Source organism: Sphingopyxis sp., from assembly GCF_036675685.1.
Lineage (GTDB): Bacteria > Pseudomonadota > Alphaproteobacteria > Sphingomonadales > Sphingomonadaceae > Sphingopyxis.
In genome coordinates this window covers 49,174-69,500 of record NZ_JAKFEM010000016.1, presented here as the reverse complement: position 1 = coordinate 69,500, position 20,327 = coordinate 49,174, and the positions used below count along the sequence as shown (strand labels likewise).

The following is a 20,327-nucleotide window of genomic DNA, read 5'->3' as shown; positions in this document are numbered from 1 at the left end:
CCGGCGTGTTTTGCGTTGCGGTGTGCGAGAAGGGATTTGAAGGCGCCATGTTCGACAGTCTGTCAAACCGGCTGAGCGATGTTTTCGGGAAGCTCCGCGGCCGCGGTGCGCTGACCGAGGCCGACGTGCGCGCCGCGATGCGCGAAGTGCGAATCGCGCTGCTCGAGGCCGATGTCGCGCTGCCCGTCGTGCGCAGCTTCGTCGATCAGGTCACCGAACTCGCGATCGGCCAGAATGTCCTGCGCTCGGTCACCCCGGGGCAACAGGTCGTCAAGATCGTCAGCGATGCGCTGACCGAGATGCTCGGCTCCGAAACCGCCGAGCTCGAACTTGCCGTCACCCCGCCCGCGGTCATCATGATGGTTGGCCTCCAGGGCTCGGGTAAAACCACCACCACCGCGAAGATCGCCAAGCGCCTCAAGGAAAAAGAGCGCAAGAAGGTGCTGATGGCGTCGCTCGACGTCAATCGCCCCGCCGCGCAGGAACAGCTCGCCGTCCTCGGCACCCAGATCGACGTCGCGACGCTCCCGATCGTCGCGGGGCAAGGCCCGGTCGAAATCGCGCAGCGCGCGCTGCAGGCGGCGAAACTCCAGGGCTTCGACGTCCTCATGCTCGACACCGCGGGCCGCCTCCACGTCGACCAGCAGCTGATGGACGAAATGCAGGCGGTGTCGCGTGCCGCCAATCCGGCCGAAACCCTGCTCGTCGTCGACAGCCTGACGGGCCAGGACGCGGTGCAGGTCGCACAGCGCTTTACCGATCAGGTGCCGCTCACCGGCGTCGTGCTCACCCGTATGGATGGCGACGCGCGCGGCGGTGCCGCGCTCTCGATGCGCGCCGTCACCGGCAAGCCGATCAAGTTCGCGGGCACGGGCGAAAAGCTCGACGGGCTCGAACTCTTCCAGCCGTCGCGCATCGCGGGCCGCATCCTCGGGATGGGCGACGTCGTCAGCCTCGTCGAACGCGCCGCCGAGACGATCCAGGCCGAAGAGGCCGAGGCGATGGCGGCGAAGATGGCCAAGGGCCTCTTCGACCTCAACGACCTTCGCACGCAATTGAACCAGATGCGCCGCATGGGCGGCCTCGGCGCGCTCGCCGGGATGATCCCGGGCCTCAAAAAGGCGCAGGTCGCCGCCGCGCAGGGCGGCGCCGACGACAAGATGCTCATTCATTTCGACGCGATCATGGGATCGATGACCCCCAAGGAGCGCGCGAAGCCCGAAATCCTGACCGCGAAGCGCAAGATCCGCATCGCCAACGGCTCGGGCACGACGGTGCAGCAGGTCAACCGGGTGCTGAAAATGCACCAGGAAATGGCCACCGCGATGAAGAAAATCCGCAAGATGGGCGGGCTCAAGGGGCTCGGCGCGCTGTTCGGCAAGGGCGGCGGCATCCCCGGAATGGGCGGCATGGGCGGCGGCGGCTTGCCGGGCCTCGGTGGGGGCGGATCGATCCCGCCCGAACTCGCCAATTTGATGAATAAAAAGAAATAATCCGATCAGACTTTAAACTTTAAACCGAAGGAAAATATCATGGCTACCTCCATTCGCCTTTCGCGCGGCGGTTCGAAAAAGCGCCCCTATTACAAGATCGTCGTCGCCGATTCGCGCGCCCCGCGCGACGGCCGTTTCATCGAACGCATCGGCAGCTACAATCCGCTGCTCGCCAAGGACAATCCCGAGCGCGTCAAGCTCGACGCCGACCGCGCGAAGCATTGGCTGAGCGTCGGCGCCCAGCCGAGCGACCGCGTTGCCCGCTTCCTCGACGCCGCCGGTGTCCAGGAACGCGCCGCGCGCAACAACCCCAACAAGGCGGTCCCGGGCGAGAAGGCCAAGGAACGCGCCGAAGAAAAGGCGCAGAAGCTGATCGACGCCGAAGAAGCCGCAGCAGCCGCTGCCGCCGCTCCGGCGCCTGAGCCCGAAGTGGTTGAAGAAGCCGCTCCGGAAGTGGCCGTCGAAGAAGCGCCCGCCGCTGAGGAGGAAGCTGCCGCCGAGGAAATCGTGGCCGAAGAAGCTGCCGCTCCCGAAGCCGCTGAATCGGACGCGACCGGTTCGGTGAAGAGCGAAGAAACCGCCGAAGCGGTTGCCGAAGCCGTTGCTGACGAAGTCCCCGCCGAAGCGACCGCCGAAGACGCGGCCGCGATCGCCGAGGAAGTCGCCGAAGGCGGCCCGGTAGCCGAAGAAGCCCCGGCTGAAGAAGCTGCGACCGAAGAAGCCGCCGCTGAAGAAGCTGGCGAAGAAAAGGCCGAAGGCTAAGCCTTGGCCAACGCCGACCGCCCCGTCACCCTCGCCGCCATCGCCGGCGCGCATGGGGTGCGGGGCGAGGTGCGTCTCAAATTATTTGGCGAAGGCGCGGAGGCTCTCCGCGCCTTTTCCGTTTTCGACGCGGGCGATCGGCGGCTGACGCTGAAATCGGTGCGCCCGGCGAACCAGGGCGCGGTCGCGACCTTCGCCGAAATCACCGACCGCAGCGGCGCCGAGGCGCTGCGCGGCACCATCCTCACCGTCCCGCGTTCGGCGCTGCCGCCGCTCGGCGAGGGCGAATATTATCACCACGACCTGCTTGGCCTGCCGTGCGTTTCGACCGACGGTCAGGCGGTGGGCAAGGTCGTCGCGGTCGAGAATTTCGGCGCCGGCGATATCCTCGAAATCGCAAAGCCCGACGGCAAGCGCTTCATGGTGCCGATGAATGCCCGGGCGGTGCCGGCGTGGAGCGATGTTGGCGTGACGGTCGACGCCGCGTTCGTCGAATAAAGGCATATCTCGAAAAAACCGTTCGCCCTGAGCTTGTCGAAGGGCCGTTCTTCCTTTCTATGATGGAGGAGAAGGACGGTGCTTCGACAAGCTCGGCACGAACGGGCTTGAAGGGCGCTCTTAATCATGGGGATCGTCATGCGCTGGCAATCGGGATTGGCTTTGGCACTCATTCTCGCGGCCCCGCTTCCCGCGCTCGCGCAAGAACCTGCCAAGACTCTCGAACAACTCACCCCCGAAATCGACGCGCTCTTCGCCAGATATCAGGCCGACGCGCACATCCCCGGCATGGTCTATGGCGTCGTCAAGGACGGCAAGCTCGCCTATGTGAAGGGCCTCGGGGTCCAGGACCTCAAGGACAAGCGCCCCGTCACCGCCGACAGCCTGTTCCGCATCGCGTCGATGACCAAGGCGTTCACGGCGCTGTCGATCCTGCAATTGCGCGACGAGGGCAAGCTCCGGCTCGACGATCTCGCCGAGCAATATGTGCCCGAAATGAAGGGCTGGACCTATCCGACCAAGGATAGCCCGCGCATCCGGGTGCGCGACCTGCTCCACCATGTCGGTGGCTTCGTCACCGACGATCCGTGGGGTGACCGGCAACAGGTCTTGCCGCAGGAGGATTTCACGCGGATGATCGCGGCGGGTGTGCCGTTCAGCCGCGTCCCGCAAGCCGCCCATGAATATTCGAACTTCGGCTATGCCTTGCTCGGGCGGATCGTCGCCAACGCATCGGGCATGAAATATACCGACTATGTCCAGAAGACGATCCTGACCCCGCTCGGCATGACGAGCAGCGGTTATGACGTGACCAAGGCGCCGAAGGCGCGGCACGCGGTCGGCTATCGCTGGGAAAATGACGCATGGGCTGCGGAGCCGACGATGATCGACGGCGCGTTCAACAGCATGGGCGGGCTCCAGGTCAGCGCGAACGACTATGCCAAATGGGTCGCCTTCCTGCTCGCGGCCTGGCCCGCGCGCGACGATCCGGAGGCGGGGCCGGTCAAACGGTCGACGGTGCGCGAGGTCGCGCAGGGGCTGAATTTCGTGTCGGTAGCAAACCGGATCGGGGCGAGCGGCGCGACGGCGTGCAAACAGGCCGCCGCCTATGGCATGGGCTGGCGCGTCGCGCAGGATTGCGAGCTTGGCCTGACCCTTGCGCACGGCGGCGGCTATCCCGGCTATGGCAGCCATGTGATGCTGATGCCCGATCATGGCGTCGGCGTCTTCGCGCTCGCGAACCGCACCTATGCCGGGCCGTCGGGGGCGGCGTGGGACACGGCGGTCGCGATGGACAAGGCCGGTTTGCTGACGGACCGGGCCATCCCCGTGTCGCCTGCGGTGACGCAGGCTTTCGCGGCGGCGCAGGCGGCCTATGCCGCGGGCAACCTTGGTCCGCTCGACGGAAAGCTGGCGATGAATTTCCTGATGGATCGTTCGGCCGAAAATTGGGCCGCCGAACTGGCGCGGCTCAAGGCAGAGGTCGGCGCATGCCCGGCCGCCGAGCCGCTCGCGCCGACGGGCGCGATGTCGGCCGCCTTTCGCCTGAACTGCGAAAAGGGGAAGCTCGATGGCATGCTGCTGCTCGCGCCGACCACCCCGGCGACGATCCAGGCGCTGCGGTTCCGGGTCGTATCGCCGCGATCGAACTAGGCGGTCGTAGCCCCAAGCTGGTCGAAGGGCACCTTTCGGCGGGGACGCCCTTCGACCAGCTTGGAGCTACGGCTCGTTGCTTTGCGCTATCACCCTGCCTTGCGCCGGCGCTGCACGCGGCGGGCTGCGGCGCGCGCGAAAAAGCTGTCCTGGCCCGGAGCGCTCGGCAGCGCGATCCACTCGCCAAGCCGCCGGAACGGCGTGAGCAGCCACACGATGCCGCGATGCAAATCGTCGCTGAAGCGCGGGTGACCGTCGTTCCAGGTCCGCATCCAAAGTTCGTCCTTCATCGGTCGTCTCCTGCTGATTGGATGCCTGCAAGATGCGCCTCCCGGCCGTGCAGCGCCAACAAAAGCCGTAGACCATATCATAAGGTCAGCTTATAAGGTGGCATGGCCAAGCTGCCGCCCCTTGCCGCGATCCGGACCTTCGAAGCCGCTGGACGCCTGCAGAACTTCTCGCGCGCCGCCGAGGAGCTGGGGCTGACGCAGGCGGCGGTCAGCTATCAGGTCCGCCAATTGGAGGACCGGCTCGGCCGCGCGCTCTTCGTGCGCGAAAAGGGGCGCGTGCGGCTGTCCGAAACGGGGCAGCGGCTGCTGCCCGCGATCTCGGGCGCCTTCGCCTCGATGGGCGACGCCTTCGCCGCGCTCGGCAGCGACGAGGCCGACGTGCTGACGATCAGCACCATGACCACGTTCGGCGGCACCTGGCTCAGCGCGCGCATCGGCGGTTTCCAGCTCGCCTATCCCGACCTCGCCGTCCGCATGCTGCTGAGCAACGATCTGGTCGATTTCGATGCCACCAACGTCGACGTCGCGGTTCGGGTAGGTCGCGGATTCTGGCCTGGACTACGCGCCGATTTCCTCTACCGCAGCCATGTCACACCGATCTGTGCCCCCGCCTTTCTCGAGGTGAACCGCATCGAGACACCCGCCGACCTGCTGCGCGTCGACCGGCTGGCCCCCAATGACCCCTGGTGGGCGGGCTGGTTCGCCGCCGCGGGCGTCGGCAGCGGTCCGTTGCCGCAGCGCCGCGGCATCGAACTCGACAGCCAGCTGCAGGAGGCGAGCGCGGTGCAGGGCGGTTACGGCATCGCAATGATGACGCCTTTGCTCTGGCGTGCCGAACTCGACGCGGGGCGGCTGGTCCGTCCCTTCGAGACGCTCTTCCAGCCGGGGACGGCGCACTACCTCGTCAATCGCGAGAATCGCGTCGGGGTGCGCAAGATCGAGCGCTTCCGCGAATGGCTGCACGCCGAGATGGCGAAGGATCGCCACCTGCTCCCCGCGGTGATGTGGGAGCCGCTGCCGTCGCCGAAATCGGGCTAACGCGTCGGCCGGCGCTTCAACATCGTCGGTGCCCGGCGATAGACCTGCTGGAATGCGGCATTGAACGATCGCACGCTGCCAAAGCCCGCTGCCAGCGCGATTTCGGTCATACCAAGGTCGGTGGTATCGATCAGGCGCTTGGCGCGCTGGATGCGCGCCGTGCGCGCGGCCGCCAGCGGCGTGGTGTCGAGGTGGCGCCGGAACAGCCGCGTCAGGTGGCGGGCGCCGATGCCGAGCCGCTCGGCCAGCGCCTCGACGCCGGCTTCGTCAAGCGCGCCGTCCTCGATCAGCCGCAGCGCGCGATCGACGGTCGCGCGGGTGCCGTTCCACGCCGGCGAGCGCGGCGCCGTCTCGGGGCGGCAGCGAAGGCAGGGGCGAAAGCCCGCGCGCTCGGCCGCCGCCGCACTGCGATAATAGTCGACATTGCGTGAGAGCGGTTGGCGGACCGGGCAGACCGGGCGGCAATAGATGCCGGTCGATTTGACCGCGATGAAGATCACGCCGTCGAACGCCGGATCGCGGGCATAGCGCACCCGTTCGCAAAGCGCGAAATCGAGGTCGGGTTCGTCGAGCGGGGTCATGCGCCCCTTATAGGACGATCCGCGCCGCTTGTCCGGGGGCGGCGATGATCGCGTCCGATTCCTGCCAGCCGCGGGTCGGGCGCGGCGCTATCGTTGCGGCATGTCCACAGCAGGAGCGAACAGGATGGCTTCGATTCATCACGAAATCTTCATTGCCGCCGATCCCGGCGCGGTCTGGGACGCCGCGCGCGATGTCGGCCGGCTCCACGACCGGCTCGTCCCCGGGTTCGTTGTCGCCACCGAGATGCTCGAAGGCGAAGGCGCGCCGGTTCGCCGTGTCACCTTTGCGAACGGCGCGGTGGCCGACGAGACGATCGTCTCGGTCGACGACGACCGCCGCCGCCTCGTCTGGGCGATCAAGGCGTTCGACCATCACAATGGCGTGCTTGAGGTCACGGATGCGGAAGGCGGCGCGCAGGTTCGCTGGACCGCCGATCTCTTGCCCGAAGCGCTCGCCGAACAGGTCGCACCGATGATGGCGCACGGCCTGACCTGCATGAAGGCCCATATGGAACGCGTCTCCGTCGACAGCTGAAGCTTGCCAAGCGGGGCCGGTGGGCGGCATGGGGATATATGCCCTTCGTCGCCGTCCCGCTCACCCTCTACCCCGACATGTTCCCCGGACCCTTGGGGCACAGCATGGCGGGGCGTGCGCTCGAGAGCGGGACCTGGTCCTGTTCGCCGGTGCAGATCCGCGATTTTGCGACCGACAAACACCGCACCGTCGACGATACGCCCGCGGGCGGCGGCGCGGGCATGGTGCTGAAAGCCGATGTGCTCGGCGCCGCGATCGACCATGCGGCGGCGGCGCATCCGGACCTGCCGATCCTCGCGATGACGCCGCGCGGCGCGCCAATCACACAGGCCTATGTGCGTGACCTCGCGGCGGGTCCCGGTGCGATCATCCTCTGCGGCCGGTTCGAGGGATTCGACGAGCGTATCTTCGACGCGCGGCCGATCGAACAGGTCTCGATGGGCGACATCGTCCTGTCGGGCGGCGAGATGGGGGCGCTGTTGCTGCTAGATGCTTGCATTCGGCTGCTTCCCGGCGTAATGGGCGCGGCTTCAAGCGGTGACGACGAATCGTTCGAAAACGGTTTGCTCGAATATCCGCACTATACCCGGCCCGTAAATTGGGAAGGGCGCACGATCCCCGAAGTGCTGCGATCGGGGGATCATGCGAAGATCGCGGCCTGGCGGAAACAACAGGCGGAAGATCACACACGGTTACGCAGGCCGGACCTTTGGGAGCGTCATATCGACGCTCGGGACCGACCTGCCTCTGGCGCGCGGCGAAAAGAAAAGGACTAGAGGACATGAACCTCATCCAGACGATCGAAGCCGAAGAAATTGCCAAAGCGGCAAAGACCATTCCGACCTTCCGCCCCGGCGACACGCTGAAAGTCGGCGTGAAGGTGGTCGAAGGCGAACGCACCCGCGTCCAGAATTTCGAAGGCGTGTGCATTGCACGCTCGAACAAGGGCATGGGCTCCAACTTCACCGTGCGCAAAATGTCGTTCGGCGAAGGTGTCGAGCGCGTGTTCCCGCTCTATTCGCCCAACATCGACAGCATTACCGTCATCCGCAAGGGTGCCGTGCGTCGTGCGAAGCTTTACTATCTTCGTGGCCGCACTGGTAAATCGGCGCGTATTGCGGAGCGCCGCGATTACCGGTCGGAAGCCGGCGAAGGCTAAGGAGAGCTTCTCTCACCCAAAGCCGAAACAGCTTTCCAAAACGACCGGTTCCGCCAACAGGCAGAACCGGTCGTTTTTCATTTGGGCAACCCAAATCATGCAGCAATCAGTGCCATTCCAGCCGACCCGGCGTGCCTTCATCGGCGCGGCGCTGGCGTTCGGGCTGTCGGGCGAAGCGTTGGCCGCGACGAGCGCCCTACGGCTGGTCGCGGCGGCGCGGAAGCAGGTCGGCGTCACGCTGCGCTACGATCCCGCCTACACCCTGCTTCCCTTCCCGAACGGCGATGTCGAGCGCGCGAAGGGTGTGTGCACCGATGTCGTCATCCGTGCGTTCCGCGATGCGCTGGGCCACGACCTGCAGGCCCTTGTAAACGCCGACATGCGCGCCAATTTCGGAGCCTATCCGAAAAACTGGGGGCTGGGGCGCCCCGATCGCAACATCGATCACCGGCGCGTTCCCAATCTCGCGACCTTCTGGCGGCGGCAGGGCGCGGCGCTGCCCGTCACCGACAATCCGGCCGACTGGCGGCCGGGCGACGTCTTCACCGCGCTGGTCGGCGGGCGCTTGCCGCACACCGGCATCGTGTCGGACCGCAAGGATACGACCGGCACCCCGCTCGTCCTCCACAATATCGGTGGCGGCACGCGCGAGGAGGATGCGCTTTTCGACCACAGGCTGACCGGCCATTTCCGCTGGAAAGTCTGACGCAGTTTCAACCGAGTATTTGCACTGAGGAGTGAGGTAATGGGTTATCGTATCGTTGTCGCCGGAGCCACGGGCAATGTCGGGCGCGAAGTGCTCGCAATTCTCGCCGAGCGCGAATTCCCCATCGATGAACTGGCGGCGGTCGCATCGTCGCGCAGCCAGGGCACCGACGTCGAAATCGGCGACAGCGGCCGCACCGTCAAATGCCAGAATATCGATAATTTTGACTGGGCCGGCTGGGACATGGCGATTTTCGCGATCGGCAGCGAAGCGACCGCGATCCACGCGCCCAAGGCGGCTGCAGCAGGCTGCGTCGTGATCGACAACAGCTCGCTCTACCGGATGGACCCCGACGTGCCGCTGATCGTGCCCGAAGTGAACCCCGACGCGATCGACGGCTATAAAAAGCGCAACATCATCGCGAACCCGAATTGTTCGACCGCGCAGATGGTCGTCGCGCTGAAGCCGATCCATGATGTCGCCAAGATCACGCGCGTCGTCGTCTCGACCTATCAGTCGGTGTCGGGCGCGGGCAAGTCGGGCATGGACGAACTGTGGAACCAGACGCGCCAGATCTTCGTTGGCGACGAAAAGGACATCCAGCTCTTCACCAAGCAGATCGCCTTCAACGTCATCCCGCACATCGACAAATTCCTCGACGACGGCTCGACCAAGGAAGAGTGGAAGATGGTCGTCGAGACCAAGAAGATCCTCGATCCCAAGATCAAGGTCACCGCGACCTGCGTCCGCGTGCCGGTGTTCGTCGGCCATTCGGAAGCGATCAACATCGAGATGGAGAATGAGCTGTCGGCCGAAGATGCCCAGCGCATCCTGCGCGAAGCCCCCGGCGTCGTGCTCCACGACAAGCGCGAGGACGGCGGCTACATCACCCCGGTCGAATGCGTCGGCGACTTCGCAACCTTCGTATCGCGCGTGCGTGAAGACCCGACGATCGAAAACGGCCTCAACCTCTGGTGCGTCAGCGACAATCTGCGCAAGGGCGCGGCGCTCAACGCGGTGCAGATCGCTGAACTGCTCGGCCGCCGGCACCTGAAGAAGGGTTGAGCCACCTTAAATTCCGTTCGTGTCGAGCGAAGTCGAGACACACATCGTTGGTGCTTTCCCTCGGGGGCATCTCGACTTCGCTCGATGCGAACGGATAAGAGGGTTGGATGACCAACCCCTACGCCTTCACCCACGCCCTCTGCCGCGCCCCCGCCCCATCGGCGGTGAACGGCATCCGCGCCGATGGCGGTCCCGATCCCGACTTCGCAGGCCTCGCTGCCGAGCATGAGGCCTATGTCGCCACGCTCCGCGACCTCGGCCTTTCCGTCGAAGTCCTCCCGCCGCTCGACGATTTTCCCGACGCGCTGTTCACCGAAGATGTCGCGCTAACCTTTCCCGAGGGCGCGATCCTGCTCCGTCCCGGCGCGCCGAGCCGTGCGGGCGAGATCGACCATATCCGCGAAGCGCTCGCCGCGCGTCATCCTAACCTGCTGGAAATGACGACGGGTCATGTCGACGGCGGCGACGTACTGCGTCTCGCCGACCGCGTGATCATCGGCCTCTCGGACCGCACCGACCGCGCGGGGGCGACGGAGCTGGCCAGATTGCTGGACCGTCTCGGCTATCGCGCCGAGGTCGCGATCACCCCCGCCGGCGTGCTCCATTTCAAGACCGGCTGCAGCCTGATCGACGGAAAGACGATTCTGGCGGTGCCCGCGATGCGCGACTGCCCCGAATTCGCGGGCCTCGAAGTCGTGCTGACTCCAACCGGCGAAGACGGCGCGGCGAACATTCTGCGGGTGCGCGATACGGTGCTTGTCGGCGACCGCTGGCTCGCGACCCAGGCCATGCTTGCGGCGCGCGGCGTTCCGTTCCGCCCGATGGCGACCGAACAGATCGCGCGCATCGACGCAGGGCTCAGCTGCATGTCGCTGCGCTGGTGACGGCAGCGATGCCTATGCCGTCCGCGCAGCGCCGCCTGCTCGGCCTGCTTCTCGCGCTGCTGCTCGTCGCTCAGATCGACCAGCCTTATCCCGAGGTCGCGCTGCTCCAGCATATTCCGACGATGCTGCTGCTCATCGCTTCGCCCGCGCTGCTCCGCCGCTGGCCGTTGTCCACCCCCGCGCTCGCCTGCATCGTCGCCTTCCTCGCGCTCCATACGCTCGGCGGGCGCTATGCCTACAGCAATGTGCCCTATGACGATTGGGCGCGGGCGCTGACCGGCACCAGCCCGTCCGACCTCTTCGGCTGGAACCGCAACCATTATGACCGGCTCGCCCACTTTGCCTTTGGCGCGCTGTCGGTTGTCCCCGTCACCGAAATCGTGCGGCGCTGGGGCGGCCTCGGCGCGCGCGGTGCAGCGCTGGCGGTGCTCGGCTGGGTGCTCGCACTTTCGGCGCTCTACGAGATTTTCGAATGGCTGCTCACCATCCTCGCCGCGGGCGAGACCGCCGACCGCTACAATGGGCAGCAGGGCGATATTTGGGACGCGCAAAAGGATATGGCGCTCGCGGTGCTGGGTGCGATACTGGTGATCGCGTTTCGAGGCAGGAGATAGTCATGCGCAAGTTTACAACTCTCGCGGTGGTGGCGCTGCTCGCCGCGTGCAAACCCGCCGCCGACAAAGCCCCGGCCGACACCGATCCGGTCGCGCCCGCAGTGCCCGAGGCCAAGGCCGACGGTCCCGCCGCCGCGACCACCGCGATAAGCCTCGACGGCGAGGGTCTCCGTTTCGTCGACAAGACCAGCGGCAAGGCCAGCCTGCTCGCCTTCGGCGTGCCGCGGGCTGAGGCCGAAGAGGCGCTCGCGCGCGTCGCGGGCGAGCAGGACGACCGCAGCACGAACGAGGAATGCGGCGCGGGGACGATGGAATTCACCCGCTACGATGCGATGACGCTGAACTTCCAGGGCGGCAAGTTCGTCGGTTGGTTCCTCGGCAACGAACCCGGTGCCGCCACCTATTCGACGATGAGCGGCATCGGCGTCGGCACCACCCGCGCCAAGGCGTCCGAATCGGTGTCGATCGTCGACCTCGAGGACAGCACGCTGGGCGAGGAATTCAGCATCGGCACCGGCGACAAGGTCATCGGCGGCATGTTTGCCGCGCCCGGCGATACGGCGAAGATCGATGCGCTCTTCGCTGGCGCCAACTGTTTCTTCCGTTAATGCCGGTCAGCGACCGGCCGGGAAAAGCGGAGCTATTGCTTTCGACCGGTTACGAAGCTGAACGCCCTCGATTCATGTTCCGCCTGACATCCTTTGTCGTGAACCCAATGCACCCGAAGAGGAGCAGCAGAATCACGGTGGGAGCGGCTGCATGTGAATATTCACCATGGAACAACAAGGTGCCAAAGGCTGCGCCCATTATCAGGCACCCCATCGCAGAGCCGATGAGCCTTGTCGCCGGGCGAACGATGAGGATAGCGACGATGAATTCCAGCGCGCCAGTTACATAGTGAAACCAGTCCGGATAACCCCAGCGTTCATAGTCCGCCTGCACATTATCCGGGGGGAAGATGTTTCCGATGCTTCCCGCGATGAAAAAGATCACCAATGCCCAGACAGTGACGAATTTGAGGATTTTCAGGGTGTCGGTTGCAATGTGCATGTCGGCTCCATCATTGGGCGGAACAGGGTTGCTCCGTCAGACCGACACGGCGCATACAACCTCAACAAATGTTGAGGTCAAGGGGAAAGTCGATGCAGCCGGGTCGGACACTCACCGTCGGGGAAGTCGCGAGGCGAAGCGGGGTCGCGGTCTCCACGATCCACTTCTATGAGCGACAGGGATTGATCGCGAGCTGGCGGACGCAAGGCAATCAGAGGTGATACGATCGCGCGATATTGCGCAGGATTGCGATCATTCGCGTCGCCCAAAAGGCTGGCATACATCTCAAAGCAATGAAGGACTTTCTCGAAACGATCCCGGCAGGATCTACACTGAATGCAGACGACTGGCGCCGCCTTACGCTTTCATGGCAGTCGATGATCGAGGAGCGTATCGAGGCTTTGCGGCAACTTCGGGATAAGCTCGGGAGCTGCATCGGATGCGGTTGCCTTTCTCTAACGGATTGTCCGCTTCGAAATGCGGCCGACCGCTTGGGAAGGGAAGGTCCCGGGGCACGCCTGCTGATACGATAGCCGACCCCGACCTGGCATTCGACCAGCAGCCCTAATGCCCCATATCCGCCGCCGACGCCCGCGGCCCACCCGGCTTCGGCGGGCGTAGCAGCAGCACCAGCGGCACCGACGCCAGCGTCACCCACATCATGGCCCAAAAATCATCGACATAGGCGACCATCGCCGCCTGCCGGTTGATCTCGGCATTGATCATTGCCATCGCCGCATCGCCCGCAACGCCGAAGCGGTCGGCGGTCGACGGGTCGAGCAGGCTCACCGAGCTGCTGGTGACGTGCGCCGCCAGGTCCTCGTGGCTCGTCTGGATGTTCGAACCGAGCAGCGTTGTGACAATCGAGATGCCGACCGACGCGCCGAGGCTGCGAAACAGGTTGAGCAGGCTCGATCCGTCGGTGCGATATTGCGGCTCGATCGTCGCAAAGGCCATGGTGTTGAGCGGGATGAAGATCAGCCCCATGCCGAGCCCCTGCACCAGCCCGCTGATGATCACCGGCTGCATCCCCATCATCAGCGACCAGTGGCTCATCTGCCAGAGCGAATAGGCAGCGATGAGGAGGCCGGTGCCGACCAGCCAGCGCGCATCGATCTTTCCGAGCAATTGCCCGGCGACCCACATGCTCGCGAGGATGCCGACGCCGCGCAGCGCGAGTACGATGCCGGTGTCGATCACCGGCCAGCCGAACAGATTCTGGAGCATCGGCGGCAGCAGTGCCATCGACGCGAACATCACGACGCCGATCACGACCATGAATCCCATCGCGGTGACGAGGTTGCGGTCGGCAAGCATCGCGCGGCTGAACAAGGGCGCACGCGCGGTGAGCATATGAACGACGAACATCCACAGGCAGGACAGGGCGACCCCCAGCTCGATCCAGATCTCGATACTCTCGAACCAGTCCTGATGCGCGCCGCGGTCGAGCATCAGCTGGAGCGCCGCGAGCCCCAGCGCGAGCATCGAAAAACCGAACAGGTCGAAGCGGCGGGTGATCGTTCGGGCCCTGGGCAGCAGTGCCCACATCATCGCGAGGGTGATGAGGCCGACCGGCAGGTTGACATAGAAAACCCAGCGCCAGTTGGCCGACTCGGTCAGCCAGCCGCCGAGAACGGGGCCGAGGATCGGGCCGATCATGATCCCCATGCCCCAGATCGACATCGCGCGCGCATGACGCTCGGGCGGGTTGATGTCGAGCATCACCGACTGCGACAGCGGCCCGATGAAGGCGGCGCTGATCCCTTGCAGGAAGCGGAAGGCGACCATCTGTTCGAGCGACTGCGCCGCGCCGCACGCCATCGAGGTGATGATGAACCCCGCGATCGCGGCGAGGAACAATTCGCGCCGCCCGATGCGGTCGGCGAGCCAGCCGGTGATCGGCATCGCGACTGCCGACGCGAGGATATAGCTCGTCAGCACCCACGTCACTGTCTCACTCGTCGCGCCGAGCGCCGACTGCATATGCGGGATGGCGACGTTGGCGATCGTCGTGTCGAGGATCTGCATGATCGATGCGCCCATCACCGCGACGGTCAAGAGGCCGCGATAACGCACCCGCTCGTGCAGCGGGATCGAATCGTCGTCGGGCAGCGCCGCGGCAGAGGGCCGGCGGGGGACGGCGTTAGTTGCCATGGCTAGCTGAAAGGAGGGGAAGGGCGGGCATCCGGGTTATTTCGTAAACACCCGGACATCAGCCGACAGCCCGGCAATCATGTCGCGCGACGGCTTCTCGTCGAAGGCGATGCGCACGGGAACGCGCTGAGTCACCTTGACCCAGTTGCCGGTGGCGTTCTGCGCCGGCAGCACCGAAAATTCGCTGCCGGTCCCCGCGCCGATCGTCAGCACATGGCCGCGCACCTTCAGCCCCGGATAGGCGTCGAAGCTGATTTCGGCGCGCTGGCCGACGCGCATGTCGGCGAGGTCGGTTTCCTTGAAATTGGCCTCGACCCACGGATGCCCGGTATCGACCAGTGTGACCGCGGGAAGCCCCGCGACCATCATCTGTCCGACCTGCAGCCGGTCCGACTGCGCGATGCGGCCGGCGCTCGGCGCGCGGACCGTGGTGCGGCCGAGATTGACCTCGGCCTGCGAACGCTGGACGCGCGCCGCCTCGACCTGCGGATTGATCCCGCTCGACGGCCCCGCGGCGAGCTTGGTGCGCGCTTCGACGGCGGCGGCTTCGGCCTGGCGCACGTGCTCGCGCGCTTGGGCGACCGCGTGGCGCGATGCGTCATAGGCGGCTTTGGTGGTGAAGCCTTTTTCCATCAACGCCGCCTGGCGACCGAAATTGACCTCGGCAAATTTGACGTCCTCGCGCGCCGCGGCGATGTCGACGCTCGACGTGTTCGCGCTCGCCGACAGATTTCCGACCTCGACCTCGGCCGCGTCGATCGCGGCCGCCGCCTGCGCGACGGTCAGCGCATAGGGTTCGCCGTCGATGCGGAACAGGAGCTGCCCCGCCGCGACCTGTTGGCCGTCGCGCACCGCGACTTCGGTAATCCGTCCGCCGACTTCGGCCGCGACCGACACCTTGTCCATCTGGACATAGGCATTGTCGGTCGACACCGATCCGCCGCTGGTCAGCCACCAGCCGGCGCCCCCGGCGACCAGCGCGAGCGGCAGGCCGAACATCAAAAGGCGCGAGCGCCAGCTCGCCTTCGGACTGGTCTCGGTCGGGGCCGCGGGTGTCGGCGGCAACGGATCGGCCTTCGGCGCCGCTTTGGGCGGCGTCACTTCTTCGGCTTTCGGGCGGGATGGCGAGAGCTGGTCCATCAGGCGGTCTCATTTTCTTTTTGGCAGATACGGCGGGAGAGGTTGGCGCGAACGCGTTCGACCAGGTCGATCAGCTGGTCGCACTCGGCGGCGCTCAGCCCCTCGGTCGCTTCGGCGGTGAGTGCGTCGGCGGTGCTGCGCATGCCGCTGAGCAGCTCGCCTGCGCGCGCGGTCAGGTATAGCTGCCAGGCGCGGCGGTCGGCCGGGTCGGCGCGGCGCTCGACCAACTCGGCTTCGACCAGCCGGTCGACCATCCGCGAGAGGGTGATCGGCTCGACCTCGATCAGCTCGGCCATCGGGCCCTGTCTTATGCCCTCGTGGCGCTTCAGATAGGTGATCAGCCGCCATTGCAGCGCGGTGATGCCGCTGCCCTTCGTGCGCGCATTGAACGCGCGGCGGAAGAGGCGCGCCGAATCGTTGAGCAGGAAGCCGATCGTTTCACTCATATCCTATGATATAATAGCAACTGCTACTATATTCAACAGCTCGTCGTACTGCCAACAATCTCGAATATGGTGTAAAATTTCTTTACACTGCTTGCGTCGGGCGTCTTTTTGGGCAGGATGGCGGCATGAGTCTCAACGCAGACCTCTTCTGGTCCTTTCGTTCGCCGTACAGCTATCTTGCGATCGGCCGTTACCGCGCCCTTGCCGCCAGCCACGACGTGACGATCAATCTGCGCCCCGTCTATCCGCTCGCGATCCGCCAGCCCGATTTTTTCGAGCGTAACCATCCCAACTGGATCAGCTACACGATGCGCGACATGATCCGCGTCGCGCAGTTCCACGGCATCCCCTTCGGCCCACCGCGTCCCGACCCGATCGTCCAGGATATTGCGACGCGCGCGATCGCGGCCGAGCAGCCCTATATCTATCGCCTGACCCGGCTCGGGCAGGCGGCATCGCGCCGCGGCAAGAGCCTCGCCTTCGCGCACGAAACGGGCCAGCTGATCTGGGGCGGCGCGCAGGATTGGCATCTGGGCGACCATCTGGCAGGCGCCGCGCGCCGTGCGGGGCTCGACCTCGCCGAACTCGATGCCGAGGCGGCGGCGGAAGCCGAAGTGCTCGATAATGAAATCGCCGCCAACCAGGTCGCGCTGGAGATCGCCGGCCATTGGGGGGTGCCGACGCTGGTGTTCGAGGGCGAGCCCTTTTTCGGACAGGACCGGATCGAGATGGCGAAGTGGCGCATGGAGCAGAAGGGGCTGCGGCCGCGATGAGCGACCCGCACACTTTCGAAGCGCGCGACGGCGTGCGCCTCGCTTGGCGCGAGCTGGGTGAAGGGCGCCCGCTGCTGCTGCTCCACGGCTTGTTTTCGAGCGGCGAGGTCAACTGGATCAAGTTCGGCACCGCAGCGCGCATTGCGGCGGCGGGTTACCGCGTGATCATGCCCGACCTGCGCGTCCACGGGTCGAGCGACGCGCCGCACGAGGAGGAGTTTTACCCTCCCGACATACTCGTGCGCGACCTCGAAGACCTGATCGCGTATCTGGGACTCAGCGATTTCGACCTCGGCGGCTTTTCGCTCGGCGCGCGCACCAGTGTGCGCGCGGTGGTGGCGGGGATGAAACCGGGCCGGCTGATTTTGGGCGGCATGGGGCTCGGCGGGCTCGCCGGCTGGCAAAAGCGCGGGCGGTTTTTCCAGCGCGTCATCGCCGAATATGAAACGGCGAAGCGCGGCGACGACACCTGGCTGTCGATCCAGTTCATGAAAACGATGAAGGTCGACCGCATTGCCGCGGGGCATCTGCTCGATAGCTTCACCGACACCCCGCCCGAGGCGCTGGCGGCGCTGACCATGCCGGTGCTCGTCGTGTGCGGCGCCGATGACCAGGACAATGGCTCGGCGCCCGACCTGGTCGCCGCGCTCGCCGATGCGCGGCTCGCGACGATCCCGGGTACGCATATGTCGAGCGTGACCCAGCCCGAACTGGGCGAGGCGATCGCGCTTTTCCTGACGGCTTGACCCGGCCCCCGGCGCGCGCCAATCTGCTGGCATCGCGCCGAAGAGCGCAGTCAGAACATTCCAGAGGACCCACCCCATGAAAGCCATGATTTCAAGCTTGTCGCTTGCCCTGTCGCTCGCCGTCGCGGCGCCAGTCGCCGCTCAGACGGCACCTGCTGCACCCACCGCCGCCGACGCCGATGCCTTCATCGCCGCCGCCGAGAAGGACCTGTTCGATTATACGGTCGAGGCGAGTCAGGTGAACTGGGTCAACAGCACCTATCTGACCGAAGATACCGATGCCATGGCGTCGCGGATCAACGCCGTGGGCACCGAGAAGTCGGTGAAATATGCGCTCGAAGCCGCCAAGTATAAGGATGTTGTGGGGCTGAGCGCCGACACCAGGCGCAAGCTCGACATCTTGCGCACCGGCCTTGTCCTGCCCGCGCCGACCAAACCCGGCGCGGCGACCGAACTCAACCAGATCGCGACCGACCTGCAATCGCAATATGGCAAGGGCCGCGGGACGCTGAACGGCAAGGAAATATCGGGCTCGGACATCGAGGCCGAGATGGGCAACCTCAAGAACACGCCCGCGCAGTTCGCCGAAATGTGGACGAGCTGGCACGACAATGTCGGCGCGCCGATGAAGGATGACTATGCCCGCATGGTCGGCATCGCCAACGAGGGCGCGAGGGAACTGGGCTTTGCCAACACCGGCGCGATGTGGCGGTCGGGTTACGACATGTCGCCCGAGGAGTTCGCCAAGACGACCGAGCGATTGTGGCAGGAAGTGAAGCCGCTCTACATGGCGCTCCACACCTACACGCGCTGGAAACTCAACGAGAAATATGGCGACGCGGTGCAGCCCAAGACCGGCCCGATCCGCGCCGACCTGCTCGGCAATATGTGGGCGCAGGAATGGGGCAATATCTACCCGCTCGTTGCGCCCGCGGGATCGGGCGACCTTGGTTACGACGTCGGGGACCTGTTGACCGCGCAGGGCAAGACCCCGCTCGACATGGTCAAGGCGGGCGAGAATTTCTATTCGTCGCTCGGCATGGCGCCGCTGCCCGAAACCTTCTGGAAGCGCAGCCAGTTTCTGAAGCCCGCTGACCGCGAGGTCATCTGCCATGCCTCGGCGTGGGATGTCGACAACAAGGACGATATCCGCATCAAGATGTGCATCAAGGTGAATGCCGACGACTTCACCACCATCCACCACGAACTCGGCCACAATTATTACCAGCGCGCCTATAACAAGCAGCCGTTCCTCTATCTGAACGGCGCCAACGACGGCTTCCACGAGGCGATCGGCGATTTCGTCGCGCTGTCGATCACCCCGCAATATCTTGTCGACATCGGCCTGCTCGACAAGGCGAAGGTGCCGAGCGCCGACAAGGACACCGGCCTGTTGCTGCGGCAGGCGATGGACAAGGTCGCGTTCCTGCCCTTCGGCCTGCTCGTCGACCGCTGGCGCTGGGGCGTGTTCGACGGCTCGATCAAGCCCGCCGATTACAACAGCGCGTGGACGCAGCTGCGCACGCAATATCAGGGCATCGTCCCGCCTGCCGCACGTCCGGCGAACGCCTTCGACGCGGGCGCCAAATTCCATATCCCCGGCAACACGCCCTACACCCGCTATTTCCTTGCGCGCATCCTGCAGTTCCAATTCTATGAAGCGGCGTGCAAGCAGGCGGGATGGAAGGGGCCGCTCCACCGCTGTTCCTTCTATGGCAACAAGGAAGTCGGCGCGAAGCTGAACGCGATGCTCGAAATGGGCGCGTCGAAGCCGTGGCCCGATGCGCTCGAAGCCTTTACCGGCAACCGCGAAATGTCGGGCAAGGCGATGGCCGACTATTTCGCGCCGCTCAAGAAATGGCTCGACGAACAGAATAAGGGCAAGCCGTCGGGGTGGTGAGCGAGACGCCGGCGGTGGGGTTCAATCGCGAGCGCTATCTTCGCCGGATCGGCGCCGCGGCCCCGGCCCGGCCCGATCTGGCGACGCTCGGCGTCCTCGTCCGCGCGCATCTGGCGCATGTTCCTTTCGAAAACCTCGATGTGCAACTCGGCCGGGTTCCGCCGGTCACGGTCGATGGCATCTTTGACAAGGTGGTCGACCACGGGCGCGGCGGCTGGTGTTACGAACTCAACACCCTGTTCGGCGTCCTGCTTGCCGATTTGGGCTATGCCGTCACCCGGCTGAGCGGCGACGTCCGGCGCGGCGGCGACGTACCCGAGCGTCGCGGCAACCATCTGTGCCTGCGGATCGATCTCGATCGGCCCTACCTCGTCGATGTCGGTTTCGGCGGGTCGTTGACGGCGCCGCTCGCGATCGCGGCTGGAAGCTGCATCGATGGACCCTATGCGATCAGCCTGGCGGACGTCGGGGACGATGGCTGGACCTTTGACGAAATGGTCGGCGACGGTGCGCCCTTCGGCTATGATTTTTCCACCGGACCTGCCGATGAAGGCGTCCTCGATGCCATGCGATCGGCGCTGGCGCGCGAAGACTGGTCGCCGTTCGTCCAGAATCTGGTGATGCAGGTGCGCCGCGGCGATGCGCACTCGACGCTGCGGGGCCGCGTGCTCACGCATCTGACGCCCGCGGGAAAAACGAAGCAACTGCTTGGCTCGGCCGACGAGATGGCGGTGGTCGGGCGCGACATTTTCGATATCGAAATGCCCGAGATCGATCGGCTGTGGCGCCGTGTCGTCGATCGCCATGACCAGCTGTTCGGGGGCGGCTGACCGGGCGAGG

General features: G+C 65.5%; 24 protein-coding genes and 1 pseudogene. 19 read left to right on the top strand and 6 right to left on the bottom strand.

Going from position 1 to position 20,327, the window contains the following annotated elements; all coding sequences use genetic code 11:
* Window positions 1–47: 47 nt before the first annotated feature.
* The 4 genes and pseudogenes from ffh (at window position 48) to V6M50_RS07265 (ending at window position 4,406) form a co-directional block, all read left to right on the top strand.
* Window positions 48–1,493, top strand: coding sequence for a signal recognition particle protein (ffh, locus tag V6M50_RS07280; RefSeq protein WP_332817885.1), 1,446 nt, complete (start codon window positions 48–50; stop codon window positions 1,491–1,493).
* Between the two features lie 39 nt (window positions 1,494–1,532).
* Window positions 1,533–1,988: pseudogene (gene rpsP / locus V6M50_RS07275) on the top strand (30S ribosomal protein S16); the annotation flags it as partial.
* A gap of 270 nt (window positions 1,989–2,258) precedes the next feature.
* The gene (gene rimM / locus V6M50_RS07270) at window positions 2,259–2,753 is read left to right on the top strand and encodes a ribosome maturation factor RimM (RefSeq protein ID WP_332817884.1); all 495 of its coding nucleotides are present in this window, start codon (window positions 2,259–2,261) and stop codon (window positions 2,751–2,753) included.
* A 126-nt stretch (window positions 2,754–2,879) separates the two neighbouring features.
* Window positions 2,880–4,406 (top strand): serine hydrolase domain-containing protein, encoded by a 1,527-nt coding sequence (locus V6M50_RS07265; RefSeq protein WP_332817883.1) that lies wholly within the window; start codon window positions 2,880–2,882, stop codon window positions 4,404–4,406.
* 89 nt (window positions 4,407–4,495) lie between these two features.
* Here the strand turns inward: V6M50_RS07265 and V6M50_RS07260 are convergent, their stop codons facing one another.
* Window positions 4,496–4,696 (bottom strand): hypothetical protein, encoded by a 201-nt coding sequence (locus tag V6M50_RS07260; protein ID WP_332817882.1) that lies wholly within the window; start codon window positions 4,694–4,696, stop codon window positions 4,496–4,498.
* Window positions 4,697–4,798: 102 nt separating this feature from the next.
* Here V6M50_RS07260 and V6M50_RS07255 point away from each other — a divergent pair, with 102 nt between their 5' ends.
* Window positions 4,799–5,734, top strand: coding sequence for a LysR substrate-binding domain-containing protein (locus tag V6M50_RS07255; RefSeq protein ID WP_332817881.1), 936 nt, complete (start codon window positions 4,799–4,801; stop codon window positions 5,732–5,734).
* On the opposite strand, the gene V6M50_RS07250 is transcribed toward V6M50_RS07255, so the two are convergent.
* Complete coding sequence (locus V6M50_RS07250; RefSeq protein WP_332817880.1) at window positions 5,731–6,315, bottom strand: bifunctional transcriptional activator/DNA repair enzyme AdaA; 585 nt, start codon at window positions 6,313–6,315, stop codon at window positions 5,731–5,733. The genes V6M50_RS07255 and V6M50_RS07250 overlap by 4 nt on opposite strands.
* A 124-nt stretch (window positions 6,316–6,439) precedes the next feature.
* Here V6M50_RS07250 and V6M50_RS07245 point away from each other — a divergent pair, with 124 nt between their 5' ends.
* From V6M50_RS07245 to V6M50_RS07210, 8 genes are all read left to right on the top strand, one after another.
* Window positions 6,440–6,850 carry an SRPBCC family protein gene (locus V6M50_RS07245; RefSeq protein ID WP_332817879.1) on the top strand — a complete coding sequence of 137 codons (411 nt, stop codon included), beginning with the start codon at window positions 6,440–6,442 and terminating at the stop codon, window positions 6,848–6,850.
* A gap of 38 nt (window positions 6,851–6,888) precedes the next feature.
* A complete protein-coding gene (gene trmD, locus V6M50_RS07240; protein ID WP_332817878.1) occupies window positions 6,889–7,626 on the top strand; it encodes a tRNA (guanosine(37)-N1)-methyltransferase TrmD in 738 nt (245 codons plus the stop codon).
* A 5-nt stretch (window positions 7,627–7,631) separates the two neighbouring features.
* Window positions 7,632–8,009 (top strand): 50S ribosomal protein L19, encoded by a 378-nt coding sequence (gene rplS, locus V6M50_RS07235; RefSeq protein WP_058816170.1) that lies wholly within the window; start codon window positions 7,632–7,634, stop codon window positions 8,007–8,009.
* Window positions 8,010–8,106: 97 nt separating this feature from the next.
* Window positions 8,107–8,715: a DUF1287 domain-containing protein gene (locus V6M50_RS07230; protein WP_332817877.1), complete on the top strand. Its 609-nt coding sequence runs from the start codon at window positions 8,107–8,109 to the stop codon at window positions 8,713–8,715.
* Between the two features lie 39 nt (window positions 8,716–8,754).
* On the top strand, window positions 8,755–9,780 hold the full coding sequence (locus tag V6M50_RS07225) for an aspartate-semialdehyde dehydrogenase (protein ID WP_332817876.1): 1,026 nt from the start codon (window positions 8,755–8,757) through the stop codon (window positions 9,778–9,780).
* Between the two features lie 107 nt (window positions 9,781–9,887).
* A complete protein-coding gene (locus V6M50_RS07220) occupies window positions 9,888–10,664 on the top strand; it encodes an arginine deiminase family protein (protein ID WP_332817875.1) in 777 nt (258 codons plus the stop codon).
* 14 nt (window positions 10,665–10,678) lie between these two features.
* Window positions 10,679–11,278, top strand: coding sequence for a DUF2238 domain-containing protein (locus tag V6M50_RS07215; protein WP_332817944.1), 600 nt, complete (start codon window positions 10,679–10,681; stop codon window positions 11,276–11,278).
* A gap of 2 nt (window positions 11,279–11,280) precedes the next feature.
* Window positions 11,281–11,886, top strand: a complete 606-nt coding sequence (locus V6M50_RS07210) for a hypothetical protein (protein ID WP_332817874.1) — start codon at window positions 11,281–11,283, stop codon at window positions 11,884–11,886.
* Between the two features lie 49 nt (window positions 11,887–11,935).
* Here V6M50_RS07210 and V6M50_RS07205 read toward each other — a convergent pair whose 3' ends face one another.
* Entirely contained in the window at window positions 11,936–12,328 is a 393-nt protein-coding gene (locus V6M50_RS07205; protein WP_332817873.1) for a DoxX family protein, read from the bottom strand.
* 68 nt (window positions 12,329–12,396) lie between these two features.
* Here V6M50_RS07205 and V6M50_RS07200 point away from each other — a divergent pair, with 68 nt between their 5' ends.
* Both V6M50_RS07200 and soxR read left to right on the top strand, forming a co-directional pair.
* Window positions 12,397–12,549 (top strand): MerR family DNA-binding transcriptional regulator, encoded by a 153-nt coding sequence (locus V6M50_RS07200; RefSeq protein ID WP_332817872.1) that lies wholly within the window; start codon window positions 12,397–12,399, stop codon window positions 12,547–12,549.
* Window positions 12,550–12,561: 12 nt separating this feature from the next.
* The gene (gene soxR / locus V6M50_RS07195) at window positions 12,562–12,861 is read left to right on the top strand and encodes a redox-sensitive transcriptional activator SoxR (RefSeq protein ID WP_332817943.1); all 300 of its coding nucleotides are present in this window, start codon (window positions 12,562–12,564) and stop codon (window positions 12,859–12,861) included.
* A 31-nt stretch (window positions 12,862–12,892) separates the two neighbouring features.
* Here the strand turns inward: soxR and V6M50_RS07190 are convergent, their stop codons facing one another.
* From V6M50_RS07190 to V6M50_RS07180, 3 genes are read right to left on the bottom strand one after another with little or no spacing between them, the layout of a single operon-like run.
* A complete protein-coding gene (locus V6M50_RS07190) occupies window positions 12,893–14,482 on the bottom strand; it encodes an MDR family MFS transporter (RefSeq protein ID WP_332817871.1) in 1,590 nt (529 codons plus the stop codon).
* A gap of 36 nt (window positions 14,483–14,518) precedes the next feature.
* The gene (locus tag V6M50_RS07185; protein ID WP_332817870.1) at window positions 14,519–15,622 is read right to left on the bottom strand and encodes an HlyD family secretion protein; all 1,104 of its coding nucleotides are present in this window, start codon (window positions 15,620–15,622) and stop codon (window positions 14,519–14,521) included.
* Entirely contained in the window at window positions 15,622–16,068 is a 447-nt protein-coding gene (locus V6M50_RS07180) for a MarR family winged helix-turn-helix transcriptional regulator (protein ID WP_332817869.1), read from the bottom strand. Before V6M50_RS07180 ends, V6M50_RS07185 begins: the two co-directional genes overlap by 1 nt.
* 125 nt (window positions 16,069–16,193) lie before the next feature.
* Here V6M50_RS07180 and V6M50_RS07175 point away from each other — a divergent pair, with 125 nt between their 5' ends.
* The 4 genes from V6M50_RS07175 (at window position 16,194) to V6M50_RS07160 (ending at window position 20,317) form a co-directional block, all read left to right on the top strand.
* The gene (locus V6M50_RS07175) at window positions 16,194–16,841 is read left to right on the top strand and encodes a 2-hydroxychromene-2-carboxylate isomerase (RefSeq protein ID WP_332817868.1); all 648 of its coding nucleotides are present in this window, start codon (window positions 16,194–16,196) and stop codon (window positions 16,839–16,841) included.
* Window positions 16,838–17,587 (top strand): alpha/beta fold hydrolase, encoded by a 750-nt coding sequence (locus V6M50_RS07170; protein WP_332817867.1) that lies wholly within the window; start codon window positions 16,838–16,840, stop codon window positions 17,585–17,587. The genes V6M50_RS07175 and V6M50_RS07170 overlap by 4 nt, the downstream gene beginning before the upstream one ends.
* A gap of 76 nt (window positions 17,588–17,663) precedes the next feature.
* Window positions 17,664–19,487, top strand: a complete 1,824-nt coding sequence (locus V6M50_RS07165) for a M2 family metallopeptidase (RefSeq protein WP_332817866.1) — start codon at window positions 17,664–17,666, stop codon at window positions 19,485–19,487.
* On the top strand, window positions 19,484–20,317 hold the full coding sequence (locus V6M50_RS07160; RefSeq protein WP_332817865.1) for an arylamine N-acetyltransferase family protein: 834 nt from the start codon (window positions 19,484–19,486) through the stop codon (window positions 20,315–20,317). The genes V6M50_RS07165 and V6M50_RS07160 overlap by 4 nt, the downstream gene beginning before the upstream one ends.
* Window positions 20,318–20,327 lie beyond the last annotated feature (10 nt).